This is a genomic window from Oceanobacillus luteolus (assembly GCF_023715655.1).
Lineage (GTDB): Bacteria > Bacillota > Bacilli > Bacillales > Amphibacillaceae > Oceanobacillus > Oceanobacillus luteolus.
This window is the reverse complement of record NZ_JAMBON010000025.1, coordinates 1-15,228: the sequence shown is the minus strand read 5'-3', so window position 1 is coordinate 15,228 and position 15,228 is coordinate 1. Positions and strand designations below refer to the sequence as shown.

The following is a 15,228-nucleotide window of genomic DNA, read 5'->3' as shown; positions in this document are numbered from 1 at the left end:
CCTCTTCTCAGATAAGAAGAGGTTTAGGCACCGTGTCTAATTTCTCTTCTTATCTTCTAGCGAATTACGCTACTGGAATTGGCACAGTACTATGTAAGCCTGTTGCCGAGGTATCAATGGGCCAGTCCCTCCACCTCTCTGGATAAGAAAGTTTTGTATTAAGTTAATTAATAGAATATACCGAATCGAAAGGAATGTCAATCTTAAAATAAAATGGATGCATTTTAATAAGGATTAACGACAATAGACGATAATTTCTTCTGGAGTTGTTAGGGCGGGTATGCTTTTCGATGTATGTGTATAAGTAATAATAAGATTTCTCTGGGCAGGATTTTGATTAAAGGCTTGCCCGTTTGTTAAAAGAATGGGTGTGTCAGGGTTAACATGTAGTTTTAAATTGCCATCACCGCTGACTAGATCATCATCAAAATAGTCTACCTTGATGTGGGTGGAAGGTGACTCTTTTACAATAATCAATGCGTAATATTCTGGAGGATAGATTAGTATTACTGGTACGTCGCCATCCAAATATCCTGTAATCTGGTCTCCAACCGAAACCATTTCATGATTGACGAAATACGTATTTGGACCAGCTATAAAATTAACAATCATCCCCGTTTCATTTTGAACAGTGATGAACTTATGACATCCGGTCTCTTCATCGGTTGGATAGAAGGGGTAATCTTCCATATGTGTAATTAATCCTGTGAAAGCTTGAAAATTGATTGGACTCATGATTAACGCTCCTTTAAAAAAATAGGCTTGTTACAACTTATGTGAATAAATCATTTGGGTGAATACCTTTACCTATAGCTGACTCTATATAAAGGATACAATACGAGTTATGTAAAAAATACCAAATAGTTCTACACTTTCTTTCTTTTTCGATATAATGAAGTTAGTAGAAAGATAGAATGGAAGCTGACTCGCGAAGGAGAGAGTACTGTTGCTATTCAGTAAATGTAAGCTATGTAACGGAAGGGCTAAGAAAGCGAGAATTTATTGGGACGACAATGGAAAGAAAATAAAAGTTTGCTATAAATGTATTCCTTATGCAGAAAGAAGAGCATATATTCTTTATCGAAAATAAAAGGTTTATACAACCTTTGGGAAAGAAGGTTATCATGTTATTTTACATCACTGCAGTTATTGTTCTTTTGAGCGATCAAATCACAAAGGTTTTAGTTCGCTTAAATGTCGAAATGTACGAGAGGTTTACGTGGATGGGGATTGAACTTACCTATATTGAAAACAGTGGAATGGCAGGTGGATTTTTCCCCGGCTATGCAAGGGTATTTGGTGTCATATCCATCTTATTTGTAATGTTTGTCTTCTATTTAAGGAGAAACGAGGCTTGGCGCGGGCCCATTATTAATATAAGTATGGGCTTCTTGGTCGGTGGAGCGATTGGTAATGGAATGGACCGGTTAATATTTGGGCAAGTGACTGATTTTATTGTTCGGGGAAGCGGGATTCTTAATATAGCTGATCATGCACTTGAAATAGGTATTGTTCTGCTTATTGTACACGAGCTGGTTCAATGGTTGCGACGTAGAAGAAATCAGGAAAGCAAAGAAGAATACGAAGGAGACGAGTATGTTCAGTAATATCGGACACTTTACTGACCAGAAATAGAAACGACAGTCAGACTCTGGAAACATATAACCAACGAACAGAGGAGGATGGTCATGAAAAAAGTAGCCATCATCGGTTCAGGTGGAGCTGGAAAATCCACATTGGCCAGGCAACTGAGCGAAAAAATAGGTATACCCGTTTATCATTTGGATGCAATTCTCTGGAAGCCAAATTGGGTGATGACTTCGAAAACGGAACAACGGATGATCCAAAATGAACTTATTACAAGAGAAAGCTGGATTATTGATGGAAATTATGGCAGTACATTGGATATAAGGTTGAATGCAGCAGATACGATTATTTATCTGGATTTACCAAGAACCGTCTGTTTATATCGAGCCATAAAGAGACGTTTTCAATATCGTAACCGGACGAGACCAGATATGGCAGCTGATTGTAAAGAAAAACTGGATATGGAATTTCTAAAATGGATTTGGAATTATCCCAAGGTCAAAAGGCCAGCTATCTTGGCTATGTTGAAAGAGCTTTCTAATGAAAAAAATGTCATTATACTCTCGTCGAGAAAAGAGATTAAACGTTTCATTGAAAATGGGGATAGCTGATGTTCTGATACCTGTTTTTGACACTCGCCAAATCGTTATGGAAATGTATCGATAGAATTAAGTTAGAAAGTCATGAGAGAATTGGCACGATTAAAAGTTAATAACGAAGAATTTTCCAGTACTTAGTAATTATTTTTAAGAAAAGGAATAGACAATTTCCTTCGTTGTAGTAAGATTACCATTGTATTCCATACAACGGAGGGGTAAAAATTTCATGAGTAAAAAACTGTTATTATTTATTGTTATGTTTTTCTTTGCAACTATCATTGCTGCTTGTGGAGAAAGTGATGGGGGAGAAGCTGAGGTCGATGCAGCAGATGAAGAGGAAGTTTTAAAAGAAGAGGAACCAGAAGAAGAGGTTGAAGAAGAACAGCCGGAAGAAGAGGAAGAACCTGCAGAAGAGACTTCGGTAACTGCAAGTGACTTTTCTGAATTGATTGCTTTTATGGAAGAAGAGACAGAAGGAACTGCGACCGTTTTATATGAAAGTAAAGAAGCACAAACCCATGAAATGGAAGGTGTCTCAGTAACATTAGATGCTTACACATTAGTGGAATTACTAGATTTTCATCGCGATTATAGTATTCCTTTTGATGATCAAAATAATGGAGCGGTAATAATTGCACAATATACGGTGAAAAATAATACAGATGAAGACTTACATTATATGACAAGCTACTATATGTCTTATGTTGGTGCCGATAAACATTTGAGTAATTACCAGTATCTTTTACCGGAAGATCAACAATTACCAAATCTACTTTCCCCGTCCAATGATTATTTCTTAGAAGCTGGACAGGAAATCGTTGGTTATTATGCATATCCGATTGGTGAAGATCGCTTAACAGAAGTACTTGAAGCTGGGAGTGTTGATGTAGAAATAACGACACCACAAACAGACAAGGACGATTATTCATCTATGATTGGATCACCTGGGCGTTTTACTCTTCCACTTGATGCAGAAAGCGCAGAAAAGGAAGCAGATAAAGCAGCGCAAGGTTTTTATAATGATAAAGTTACTGCTGAAAACATGGGTGACAAAGAAATGTTAGAAGAAGAGGAGATTGGGGAAAGTCAAGAAATTGGTGAGGCTACAATCACATTAGACGGATACCAATTTACTAACTTCGTTCCTAATGCAGAAGAAGCTCCACGCTTTCAGGAAGATGAATTCGTTTTGTTGACAGTTAAATTCACCATTGATAATGGATTTGATGAAGATATATCAAAAACATCGATGTCATCTACACTTCATTTAAATGATGGAAAGCAATGGACTTTGAATGAAGGAATGCTGTTACCGTATCGCTATGGTGATGTAGTAGCTGCTGGAGACAGTGGAGAACTCTTACAGGTTTTCTTGTTAGATAAAGAGCAATTTGAAAAGATATGGAAAGATAAGTCCTTTGAAATGGAAATTGGTCCGATCCGAAATGAGGAGGCTCAAGATATTTCTAAGGGTGAAAAAGCGGAATTCAAATTAAAATAATGTCGAAACGTCCTGTTTAAAGCTTTTGCTTAGACAGGACGTTTTTATATTTTTAGTGCTATGATGAAAAAGTAATGTAGGAATAGGGGGAATAGAATGAACATTAGGGGAATAGAAAGATCAGATGCCGCCGAGTTGGCTCACCTAGTCAATGAAGTGGAGGCCACATCTGAATATATGCTATGGGAAACCGGGGAGAGACAAGTTACAGTTGAGAAGCAGTTGAAAATGATTGAGGAAATGAGTAAATCAAGTAATTCAACAATCATTGTTGCAGAAGTGGAAGGTTCCTTGGTTGGCTATTTGTTTGCAATTGGAGGGAATGCGAAGAGAAATAGGCATTCTGTATATATCGTTACAGGAATTCTAGAAAAATATCGAGGAAAAGGTATCGGTACTAAACTATTTACTGCGCTTGACGAGTGGGCGAAATTCAACGGCATCCATCGTATGGAACTTACTGTGGTCACGACGAATGAAGCGGGAACTCGTTTATATAAGAAATCTGGATTTGAGATAGAGGGAACAAAAAGAAGTTCCCTACTTATTGATGGAACGTATATGGATGAATATTATATGAGCAAGTTAATTTGGGGGAATAAGAAATGAGACATATTTATGCATTTGAAAGTAAAGAAGACTATTCGAAGTACGAAGATATAATTATGAAATTCTCTGGAAAGCTCGCGAACTATCAACGTGTACTGGAGGAAAACTTTCAACTGGTTGATTTACCAAAAGCAGTTGTGTGGACAACAACCGATTTGGCAACTTCGGCTTTTTCCGATGTTCCGATTCCAGCTTATACAAATAAAGATTGCATCTATTTTTCTCCAGATCTGATGTCCTGGAGAAACCTATTTCTAAGACAGTTAGATGGAAAGCGACATGAGGGATTGGAACAATTTTTCAAAACGATGAATGAGAATCACATATTTAGTATCCTGGCCCACGAACTGACCCATCATTCTGATTTGTTCCTAGATGACTTTGGTGATGCACGGGAAGATGGTATTTGGTTCGAAGAGGGGATGTGCGATTATTTAAGTAGAAAATTTACGTTAAATCAAGAGGAATTTCGAGAAATTTCACAAGCAGAAGTAGAGATAGTCGATCTATTTAAGGAAAATTATGGTGGCCATTCCCTGGAGGAGTTCGGTAGCGGCTCTTATGAGGATAAATTATCACGTATTATGTTTGATTATCACCGGAGTTTTCTCACGATTCAATATCTCGTGGAAACATTATTCAGCGGGGATGTTATGCAAGTTTTCAAGGAATACCATAAATGGGATGAAGCCGGAAGAAAAGTAACATTAAAAGAATATTTTCAGGTTATCGATCTTTTCCGATGAAGTTGAGCGCATTACTGTATTTCTTAAGCATATGTCATTTATACTAAAGATAGACTTTAGAAGGTACTATTACAAGAGTTTACAGATATAGATCTAAAAATAAAGGAGGTTTTCCTATGGATAATAAAGTAAAGGAATTAAAGCCAATTGAATTGAAACCAATTGAAGAGTTAAAAGGCCTGGACTTATCCGATTCAGATGCTTTCGTCTGTGATATGGAAACCGGTGTTTGTGGACCAGTCAATAAAGAGAAGGAGACAAATTAATGAAAATTACTATTTGGTCTGATTTTATGTGTCCGTTTTGCTATATCGGAGAAGCACATTTAGAAAAAGCTTTGGAAGAATTTGAACATGCGGATAAGGTTGAAATTGAATACAAGAGTTTCCTGCTATCGCCAGAAGCAGCTCATAATCCACAGAAAGATTATTATGAGACATTTGCTGATATGAAAGGGATTCCTGTAGATCAAGCGAAAGGAATGTTTGAGAACGTCGTGAATATGGCGAAGGATGCTGACTTGGTAATCGATTATGATACGGCTAAATTTGCAAGTACTATACCAGCTCATCACGTATTCCAATACGCGAAAGAACAAGGCAAAGGAAACGAATTTTTTAAACGTTTCTATAAAGCTCACTTTACAGAGGGTGAGTTATTAAGTGACACGGACACAATTGGACGCCTAGCTGAAGAGGTTGGAATCGATAAATATGCGGCATTAGGAAGTACACAAAATCAAAGCTACACTCAAAAAGTAAACCAAGACATTCAAGAAGCGAGTCAAATTGGTGTTCAAGGTGTACCTTTTTATGTGTTTAACAATAAATATGCCGTATCAGGTGCTCAGCCGGTTGCTCAGTTTAAACAAGTTCTGGAGCAGGTGTGGCAGGAAGAGACAGAACAATAACCGGAATAAAGCGGACATGCAACATCTACTATTTGTCGAATGATATAAAAGGAAGATATAAGAGCTGCTCTTGATATAGAGCAGCTCTTTCTCATGAAATGCAAACCCACTTACATAAATTTATATACTCTACAGAGAATAGAAATGTTTGGGTTTTTAAAGATAGGGAACCGAAAAACAAAAGATAGAAAGTGGTGAGCTCATGAGCAATTATCATTCTGATGAAATGTATGATTCTATGGAGAATAGATTTCTACCTATGTATTCGATAGCAAGTGGAATAGGTGTTGATGTACTGCCAGACTTGTATTGTTATACGAACCAAATCGTGAATATTTGCCTAGTTGGCAACAGTGCGGAGGATTTTGTATTGGTTGACACCGGCATGCCGGAATCCGCAGAAAAAATTGTAGAGGTAGTGGAGGAGCGTTTTGGGGAAAACAGCAAACCAAAAGCTATTATCTTAACACATGGACACTTTGATCACGTTGGCGCTGTCGTGGACTTGGTTGAAAAGTGGGGGATAAAGGTATATGCCCACGAAGCAGAGTTACCATTTTTAACTGGAAAACAAAACTATCCTAAGCCTGATGGAACGGTGGAAGGTGGATTGGTGGCAAAAATGTCTCCGATGTTCCCGACGGAAGCCATCGATTTAAAAAACAATATAGAGGCATTGCCAGCAGACAGAACCATTCCTTATATGGAAGGTTGGAGATGGTTGCATACTCCAGGCCACTCACCAGGACATGTCTCGTTATTTAGGGCAGACGATCGCACCCTTATTGCAGGTGATGCTTTTGTTGCGGTTAAGCAGGAATCCCTTTATAAAGTGATGACTCAGGAATTGGAAATAAACGGCCCGCCAAGATACTTAACCACCGATTGGAATGCCGCACGGGAGTCTGTGAATAAACTGGCTGCACTTAATCCTGCTGTCGCTGTTACAGGTCATGGAATGCCGGTTTCAGGGACCGAACTTTCGGAAGGATTAGCAAGGCTGGCGAAAGAGTTTGACGACTTAGCTGTTCCAGACCATGGCCGATATGTGGATGATAGTCAGTGATGCGAAGTTTGACAATGGATATACACTTCCATAGAATTGAAAAAGGTGAAATGAGGTCTATCAGGATGACTTGATGGACCTTTTTTAGGGGGACTCGTATCATGCGGAAAGAAAGTGCAGCTCAGTTAGTAAATGAATATAAAGAACTTATGACATGTCCAATCTGTAATAGTGACATGGACGTAGTAGAGTTGAGAAGTATTGTATGCAAAAACAATCATATGTTTGATTTTGCAAAACAAGGATATGTAAATATGTTAACTCGGTCTGTAAAAAGTAACTATGATAAAGCTTTGTTCGCTGCCAGACATGAAATTATTATGAAAACTCATTTATATGAGCCATTACATAAGAGGATTATGGAAATAATCGGTGATGATTTAGAGAAGCACCGGAAAGATTATCCCGCTATACTTGATGCAGGTTCAGGTGAAGGATCGCATTTAACGCAAATTATAGATGAAAGTAACGATTCTTTAATAGGTGTGGGAGTTGACCTATCGAAGGAAGGTATTCGTATGGCTGCCAGCAAATATCACCAAGCAATATGGCTAGTGGCAGATTTAGCGAACATACCCGTAAAAGATAGCACGTTCCATGTTATTTTAAATATACTTTCTCCAGCAAACTATAAGGAGTTCAAAAGAGTACTATCAGATTTCGGGCTGATCTTGAAGGTTGTACCAGGACCGAACTATCTGAAGGAACTTCGGGAAGCGGTCTTCGGATCATCTGAAAAGAAGACCTATACTAATGCGGAAACAGTTTCTCTCTTCAAAGAGGAATTTCCTATGGTTAACATTGAAAATATTACTTATACGAAGCGACTTGAACAAGCAGAATTAAGGAATTTAATGGAGATGTCCCCACTTTCATGGAGTATTGATGATCGATCAAAGGAAGAATTATGGAATCAAGAGAGTTTTGAAATAACAATTGACTTAGATATATTGGTTGGTAAACAACGATAAAAACAGGTATTCCTATTTTGGACTACCTGTTTTTATATCACTCATTACTTTCTGCTGCTTCCCATTTTGCTACTTCATCACGTACAATTGGAGCAACTTCTTTACCTAATAGTTCAATTGCCTTCATCACGTCTTCGTGAGGCATAGACCCAACAGGTACATGCAGCATAAATCTGGTCACGCCTACATTTTTACGCAAGAAGATGATTTTCTCTGCAACGGTTTGGGCATCCCCTACATACAAAGCTCCTTCTAATGTCCGTGCATTATCAAAGCTTTCTCGAGTATATGGTGGCCATCCCCGCTCTCTTCCTAAAACATTCATCGCTTGTGCTGTGGAAGGGTAGAACTTGTCTGCTGCGATATCTGTTGTTTCGGCGACAAATCCGTGGGAATGCGATGCTACGGTTAGTTTAGATGGGTTATGTCCACTTTGCTTTGCAGCTCGATAATATAAATCAACCAGTGGAGCGAATTGAAGTGGACTACCACCGATAATTGCCAATACAAGTGGTAAACCTAAAATACCAGCACGAGCTACAGATTCAGGTGTACCCCCACTAGCAATCCAAACCGGTAATGGATCCTGGACGGGACGGGGGTAGATGCCGCGATTTGGAATAGACGGTCGATGCTTGCCTTGCCAATTTATCATTTCAGATTTTTGCAGTTCTAATAGGAGAGCTAATTTTTCTTCAAACAATTCATCATAATCCTTTAAATCGTAACCAAATAACGGAAACGACTCAATAAAGGATCCTCTTCCTGCCATAATTTCCGCACGTCCGTTTGAAATGGCATCAACAGTTGCGAACTGCTGATAAACACGTACAGGATCATCGGAAGATAGTACAGTAACTGCACTGGTAAGTCGAATATTTTTCGTCCTTGCTGCAGCTGCAGCAAGTATTACTGCGGGAGCGCTTGCTGCATAATCTTTACGATGATGCTCACCGACTCCGAAAACATCTAAACCAACTTTATCAGCTAGCACAATCTCTTCTATGACATTCTGTATCCGTTCAGCGTGACTAATCACTTCTCTTGTGTGCGGATCTGGAGTAGTTTCTACAAAGGTCGTGATTCCGATTTCCATTATATTTCCTCCAATTTGCATATTTTAATTAACTTTAATGGATACTTATCCATTTTGAAAGAGAAAAGCACTTTAAAACCTGTTAAGGATATAAAAAAGCTATCCCATTTTTCGGGATAGCTATCGTTGTTATACATAACTAATCAATACACCACCGATTGCGCCTGTCAGTACAACTACCCAAGGCGGCAGCTTAAAGAAAGCGAGCATACTGAAGAGAATTGCGGCGAGTGCGAAATCAATTGGTTCAATAATAGAGCTGGTCCAGATGGGATGATAAAGTGCTGATAAAAGGATTCCAACTACAGAAGCATTCACACCAATGAGAGCAGCTTTGATTTTAGGGTTTTGTCGAAGTGAATCCCAAAATGGAAGAACACCAAGAACTAATAGAAAGGCCGGTAAAAAGATTGCAAATGTCGCAAATAAACCGCCTTGCCAACCATTAATCACAGTACCGATATATGCTGCGAAAGTGAATAGTGGTCCTGGTACAGCTTGTGTCGCTCCGTAACCAGCAAGAAATTCCTGCTCACTAATCCAACCTGTCGGAACAAATTCTTGTTCTAACAATGGTAAAACAACATGCCCCCCACCGAATACAAGTGAACCTGAACGATAGAAACTATCGAATAAAGCAATCCAATTGCTGGAAGTCAGATTTCGAACGATAGGGAGTAGAAATAGAATCGCAAAGAATAATCCAAGACAAATGTATCCTAACCGCTTGGATATCGGAAATGAAACTGTTGGTTCCAGCTTACCCATATTTTCCTTTCGATTCAGTATAAAGCCAATGATTCCAGCAATTAAAATTGCAGCTATCTGACTATATGCAGATGGGATGAGCAGTGTCAGAACAAGCGCAAACAGAGCGAGTGTCTTCGTTTGGATATCGGGAGTAAAGTTTTTGGCCATTCCTAACACCGCGTGAAAAACAACTGCAACGGCAACGATTTTTAAGCCGTTTATCCATCCAGCATCCTCTACACCGAAACTATGTAAAAAAGTAGCAAAAATAATGAGGGCAAGGACAGAAGGGAGTGTGAATCCGAGGAAAGATATGATACCTCCAATAACACCGCCACGCACAATACCAATCCCTATACCTACTTGGCTACTCGCGGGCCCTGGTAGGAATTGACAAAGGGCAACAAGATCTGCGTAGCTCTTCTCATCCATCCATTTACGTCTTCGAACATATTCTTCGTGGAAATAACCTAAATGAGCGACGGGTCCTCCGAAAGAGGTAAGTCCCAGTCTCGTAGAAACAAGTAAAATTTCTAACCAGTTTTTTAATAGCTGACCAGATTGCTTCACTAATTACACCTTCTTTCTATATAGTTATGCAAATGTTTACTATATCATCCATAATCATCGATAACAATATCTCTATATAAAACTTTAACAATCTTTTACATAGAAGAGGGAAACTGTGTTAGCCAGAATAAGTAGACAAATTAAAAAGGGAGGTTTTCATTAAACCTCCCTTTCTTTTCTAACTTCTTCATAAAATTTTCCTCAACATTCATTTTTTTGCCTCAAGCAGTTCATATATTTCCGGGTCCGTCAACAATCTATGAAAACACTCTGTACAAGTTGTACTATAGAGGGTTTTTTCGGCTTCCCTAGTCACATGAATATGCTCATCAACACCTTTACACAAACTTCTCACTCCCATATAAACAATTAAGTAAAAGTAATTGTTTTTTATTTATTTTCGAAATAATAGCACATATATAATTTATCGTCAATAGGTATTTTACCGAGAAAGGAAGAAAATAAACTTATCCCCATCAATTTTGTTAGAATAGAAACATGATAAGAAAGGAGGGTGGATCTATCGTGTCTTTTTTAATCGGATATAAGGTGACTGTGGCGCAAAAGGATGATATAGAAGGTGTACTATCCTTGCTTAAGGATGTAGCACATCATTTGAAGGAAAAAGGAAGTAAGCAGTGGGAAACTCTATTAAATGGGGAAGAAGACCATGAACTAATAAAAGCAATTGAACAAGAGCAAACATACATAGTTAAGAAAGAAAATGCTACCATCGCTACTTTTACTATTTATCCTCACGCTAGCGACTGGGATAAGATGCTTTGGAAGGGTGATGGGGAGGCAGTTTACCTTCATAAGTTAGCTATTTCTCCAAACGAAGCAGGCAAGGGTTTGGGTCAGCAAATACTTAGCTGGTTGGAAAATGATCTAAGAAAAAAGGAAATCTATAAGCTTCGATTAGATTGTATAGGGGATAATGAGAAATTAAATCGATTTTATGATAATGCAGGATTTCAAAAGATTGGGAACAGTCATGGGTTTTCTTTATACGAAAAAAATTTGAAGCAGTCATTATCACAAAAGAGGTAGAAGTAAACGATGATGTTTAGCTTCTACCTCTTTTGATAGCTAATATCCCTTGTCTCTGCATCTTCTAAGAAATTGATACTATTATTCCTCAGAATTTTATACATCATGATTCAATATATGTCCAATCATCAAAGCGACACGGATTCTTAAGGAGTTGGTTGGATCTTTTAATGGTTCTCCGAGAATTTCTTCTGCTTTTTTCACTCGGTATTTTACTGTATTTCGATGTACATACAGTGCACGTGCGGTGCTGGTGATTTCACATTGATGCTCTAAATATACTTCGATAGTCCTTACAAGCTCTTCATCATCCCCTTCAGGGTAAGCTAAAGTTTTTAGAGTGTTTTCGTAGAGTGCACGCAGGTCTTTTATTGGGATTGCTGTAAGAAGCTCTTTCAACTCTTTTGTTTTATAAAAATAGATGAACTCCTCGTGGAAAATTGCATAACCTTGCATAAGTGCTTCTAGCGCTTCTTCATATGCTGTGCCAAGCTTATCTAAATCTTGGATGACCGAGCTTACACCGAAGGAAAGTGTAAATTCGTCAATAGAGCTTTGAACATCTTGAATTAATTCGGTTATCTTATTTACTTCTTCTTCTGTATATGAAGAGAATTGAGCGATGATTACAAAGTAAATACCTTTTGAGAATAGAGTTGCTTTTAGATTGTGTTCAATAATCGCATCTTCCAGCAAGCTCGTTATTTGATGATGAAAGGCACCGACTCTTTTTTCGTAAAGATGTGCACCGTCATTTTGACTATCTTCTTTAATATCGACTGTACAGGCGATGCAAATACTGTTCGCTTCCATCTCTAGTCCATAATAATTGGCTTGAATGATCATATCTTTTCTTGCAAGATTATTGTTCTCTATTAAATCGGAAAAGAAATCGTTCTTTAACATTCTCAAATTCTCATCCACTGCTTCTTCCTTAATCTTTGTAAACGAGATCACATTACTTGCCTGTTCAATAGCAAGCTGTGAGGAAGGATAAGGTAAAGTGGCCGAATCGAAAATGACGAGAATGCTCGGATGAGTATTCTTCGTGACAATCGAAAATGTAGTAAAGGGTTTATATTGCTTAGAAGGTTTAATGTAGGAGAACCCATTTCTTGCTGCCTGTATATTCTCCTTAATAATCTGGTTTACTTCCTCCAAAGCCCCTGAAGCTAACCTGGTCTTTGCTAAATTACTGATTACTTGCTCTTCTGCTCGATGATTCAATAATAATACGGGCCGCTCGATGGACAGGCTTAATTGTTCTACTAAAGCCTCAACAGAATAGTCCTCAAACATCATTTTAGAGAATTCCTTCTGAAAATGGAGCGCATAATATAGTTGCTCGGTTTCATCGTCGTTTAAATAATTCAATATATGTCGAGACATACTGCCTAAGTTGAGCTCGGTTGGAGAATGGATGATGGGGAAAGCCAGTTCTTCTGAAAGAGCAATGATTTCCTCGGGTAATTTCTTAAGGAAGCGATCAATTTTTATAATGATCCCGGCACAATTTAGTTTGTCCATTTCGACAATCAAATCATAAAGTGACTGCGTATCTTCAACAAATCCATATCCAGTTGTAAGTAGTAATTGATTTTTTTCAATGTAATTAATAATGTCTGGAGTATCGGATATATTCACATTTTTAACTTGTCTAGTTAAACCGCTTTGTCCTGAAAGTACTTTGCATTGCTTCATGATGTCCAGGACAAATAAGTCTTTCACCGTTTTCATTAAATCCCGCCTTTTACTTTTCGTTAGTGTAACATGTTAGGTCTCAAATTAATTATAACAAAAGAGACAAAAAACAACTATGAATTTAGCCACTTCGGACAATGACTTCTCGAGCTTTTTTTAATAAGATAGAGAGCGGAAGGTTATTATGTTATTTATTTTCTATCGCCTACCAAATCTCCTGCCGTGTTCAACGGACTAATTGAAGGCAAAATTACCAGAAAACATACTTTAGACGATGCAATATTTGATACATATACACAAAAGAAAATGGTTTGTCGGCTCCCTTTGTTCGAATGTTCACAGAGCTACGTAACAGACTTTACAGAAGCATGATGCGATTTGGAGTTTTGTATGCAGCGATAGCTAAGATTATAATTCCGAAATAAACACATAATAAGGTACTGCAAAGTAAGAAATTCTATAGAAAGAAGAAGTGATTATATGAAGAATGAACTTACCAAGATGGACAACTGGCTAGGTGGACTTCAATGGCTTATGTATATATTCGTGAATACAGTAGTTGTACCAATCACAATAGGTGCAGCCTTTGAACTTAGTCAGGAACAAATTGTAAGCACGATGCAATTTTCCTTTATATTAGGAGGAATCGCTTGTTTACTTCAAGTGTTCATTGGACATGGACGTCCGATTATGGACGGACCTTCAGGATTATGGTGGGGAGTTATTATTGCTCTTTCTTCCATGTCGGTAGCCCAAGGTATTCCTATCGCTGAAGTTGGAGGAAGTATTGCGGTTGGAGTTATCATTACAGGGGTATTAACTATTCTAGTAGGTATTACTGGGTTTGGTTATTACTTGGAGAAGTTATTTAATCCGAGTGTTATGGGTGTGTTTATGCTACTCTTTGGAGTTTCCCTCTGTATCAACTTTGTAAAAGGGATGTTGGGAATTCCTTACGGAGGACAAGTTGGAGATATATCGATTAAAATCGGTCCGAGTATCTTGGCGATCGCAATAGCTGCCTTGGTGCTGATCCTCACTATAAAAGGATCTAATAAGATTGCTCAATATTCCATGTTAATAGGGATTGTCATCGGTTGGCCCCTATTTGCATTATTGTTTAGTGCAGAAAGTCAATTAGGTGGAGGTGAAGTTCCATCCACGCTTAAAGTGTTCTTATTCCCTACTGGGGAAATTGCATGGAACATCGGAATTATCGCTACTGTTATCGTTACAGGAATCCTAAATCTGTCGAAGCAATACGGTTCTATCAAAGGGACGGATATCATTTATACTGATACTCCTTCGACAGCCAAGCATTACAGAAACTCCTTCAGTATTACAGGAGTGATGACCATTCTTTCAGGGGTACTTGGATTAGTTCCTTACTCGCCGTTTGTATCATCCATTGGATTTATCCAACAAACGAAAATATATGAAAGAATGCCATTCATCTTTGGTTCTGTCATGTTCTTTATCCTGGGAATCATTCCGCAAGTTGGTTATTTCTTTACGCTTCTACCATTAAGTATTGGTAGTGCGGTGCTCTTTGTGTCCTATGTTGCGCTGTTCGGTTCAGCAATGGATTGGTTTAAACAGACGAAATTCAACAACACAAACATTTATCGTGCTGCAATGCCGGCATTTATTGGTTTAGTATTAATGGCATTGCCTCCTGAATCCTTTGGAAGCTTGCCGGATTATCTTCAACCATTACTCTCAAATGGTCTTCTAATGGGAACTACGATTTCCATTATTATGGAGAATATCATGAATTGGGATAAGATTGGTTACTCCACAGATGTAACTGGTAAAACCGGTGGAAGAGAATTATAAGGTTAAGTTTGCAACAGGTCATTCGAATGTACTTCATAAAAAAGAAACAATTGTACATTCTTAAGATTATAGATAGAAACAAAATCACTAGCGTTGCATTAATTAAGACTAAATATTAACAAGACCCCGAATTTTCGCTAATTTACTTTAATGCAAATAAAAAGTCCTTTATAATGGATTTATTCAGGTGGTAACCCATCCAAATCCAAAAATAAAGGACAAATCTCATGGATAAG

At 38.1% G+C, this 15,228-nt stretch carries 15 protein-coding genes and 1 riboswitch; of the genes, 11 read left to right on the top strand and 4 right to left on the bottom strand.

The genetic code is table 11. The annotated features are described in order from the left end of the window. Positions 1-46: 46 nt before the first annotated feature. Positions 47-149: riboswitch (SAM riboswitch) on the bottom strand. Between the two features lie 85 nt (positions 150-234). After that, entirely contained in the window at positions 235-735 is a 501-nt protein-coding gene (locus M3210_RS13555) for a hypothetical protein (RefSeq protein ID WP_251515453.1), read from the bottom strand. Positions 736-1,124: 389 nt separating this feature from the next. Here M3210_RS13555 and lspA point away from each other — a divergent pair, with 389 nt between their 5' ends. The 9 genes from lspA (at position 1,125) to M3210_RS13510 (ending at position 7,989) form a co-directional block, all read left to right on the top strand. Continuing rightward, positions 1,125-1,607: a signal peptidase II gene (gene lspA / locus M3210_RS13550; RefSeq protein WP_251515451.1), complete on the top strand. Its 483-nt coding sequence runs from the start codon at positions 1,125-1,127 to the stop codon at positions 1,605-1,607. An 81-nt stretch (positions 1,608-1,688) separates the two neighbouring features. After that, positions 1,689-2,198, top strand: a complete 510-nt coding sequence (locus M3210_RS13545) for a DNA topology modulation protein (RefSeq protein ID WP_251515449.1) — start codon at positions 1,689-1,691, stop codon at positions 2,196-2,198. A 214-nt stretch (positions 2,199-2,412) separates the two neighbouring features. Then, a complete protein-coding gene (locus tag M3210_RS13540; protein WP_251515447.1) occupies positions 2,413-3,687 on the top strand; it encodes a DUF5068 domain-containing protein in 1,275 nt (424 codons plus the stop codon). Positions 3,688-3,783: 96 nt separating this feature from the next. Next, positions 3,784-4,296, top strand: a complete 513-nt coding sequence (locus tag M3210_RS13535; RefSeq protein ID WP_251515445.1) for a GNAT family N-acetyltransferase — start codon at positions 3,784-3,786, stop codon at positions 4,294-4,296. Beyond that, a complete protein-coding gene (locus tag M3210_RS13530) occupies positions 4,293-5,042 on the top strand; it encodes a collagenase (protein WP_251515443.1) in 750 nt (249 codons plus the stop codon). Before M3210_RS13535 ends, M3210_RS13530 begins: the two co-directional genes overlap by 4 nt. Before the next feature lie 116 nt (positions 5,043-5,158). Further along, positions 5,159-5,308 carry a hypothetical protein gene (locus tag M3210_RS13525; protein WP_251515441.1) on the top strand — a complete coding sequence of 50 codons (150 nt, stop codon included), beginning with the start codon at positions 5,159-5,161 and terminating at the stop codon, positions 5,306-5,308. After that, entirely contained in the window at positions 5,308-5,952 is a 645-nt protein-coding gene (locus M3210_RS13520) for a DsbA family oxidoreductase (protein WP_251515439.1), read from the top strand. The genes M3210_RS13525 and M3210_RS13520 overlap by 1 nt, the downstream gene beginning before the upstream one ends. 202 nt (positions 5,953-6,154) lie before the next feature. Next, positions 6,155-7,018, top strand: coding sequence for an MBL fold metallo-hydrolase (locus tag M3210_RS13515; protein WP_251515437.1), 864 nt, complete (start codon positions 6,155-6,157; stop codon positions 7,016-7,018). A 101-nt stretch (positions 7,019-7,119) separates the two neighbouring features. Next, positions 7,120-7,989 (top strand): putative RNA methyltransferase, encoded by an 870-nt coding sequence (locus M3210_RS13510; RefSeq protein WP_251515435.1) that lies wholly within the window; start codon positions 7,120-7,122, stop codon positions 7,987-7,989. Positions 7,990-8,026: 37 nt separating this feature from the next. Here the strand turns inward: M3210_RS13510 and M3210_RS13505 are convergent, their stop codons facing one another. Both M3210_RS13505 and chrA read right to left on the bottom strand, forming a co-directional pair. Continuing rightward, positions 8,027-9,085 (bottom strand): LLM class flavin-dependent oxidoreductase, encoded by a 1,059-nt coding sequence (locus tag M3210_RS13505; protein ID WP_251515432.1) that lies wholly within the window; start codon positions 9,083-9,085, stop codon positions 8,027-8,029. A 129-nt stretch (positions 9,086-9,214) separates the two neighbouring features. Continuing rightward, positions 9,215-10,405, bottom strand: coding sequence for a chromate efflux transporter (chrA, locus tag M3210_RS13500; protein ID WP_251515429.1), 1,191 nt, complete (start codon positions 10,403-10,405; stop codon positions 9,215-9,217). A gap of 525 nt (positions 10,406-10,930) precedes the next feature. On the opposite strand from chrA, the gene M3210_RS13495 reads away from it, so the two are divergent. Then, the gene (locus M3210_RS13495) at positions 10,931-11,455 is read left to right on the top strand and encodes a GNAT family N-acetyltransferase (protein WP_251515425.1); all 525 of its coding nucleotides are present in this window, start codon (positions 10,931-10,933) and stop codon (positions 11,453-11,455) included. A 96-nt stretch (positions 11,456-11,551) separates the two neighbouring features. Here M3210_RS13495 and M3210_RS13490 read toward each other — a convergent pair whose 3' ends face one another. Then, positions 11,552-13,192 carry a PucR family transcriptional regulator gene (locus tag M3210_RS13490; protein ID WP_251515422.1) on the bottom strand — a complete coding sequence of 547 codons (1,641 nt, stop codon included), beginning with the start codon at positions 13,190-13,192 and terminating at the stop codon, positions 11,552-11,554. Positions 13,193-13,636: 444 nt separating this feature from the next. Between M3210_RS13490 and M3210_RS13485 the strand changes: the two genes are divergently transcribed. Further along, positions 13,637-14,992, top strand: a complete 1,356-nt coding sequence (locus M3210_RS13485; RefSeq protein WP_251515419.1) for a uracil/xanthine transporter — start codon at positions 13,637-13,639, stop codon at positions 14,990-14,992. Positions 14,993-15,228 lie beyond the last annotated feature (236 nt).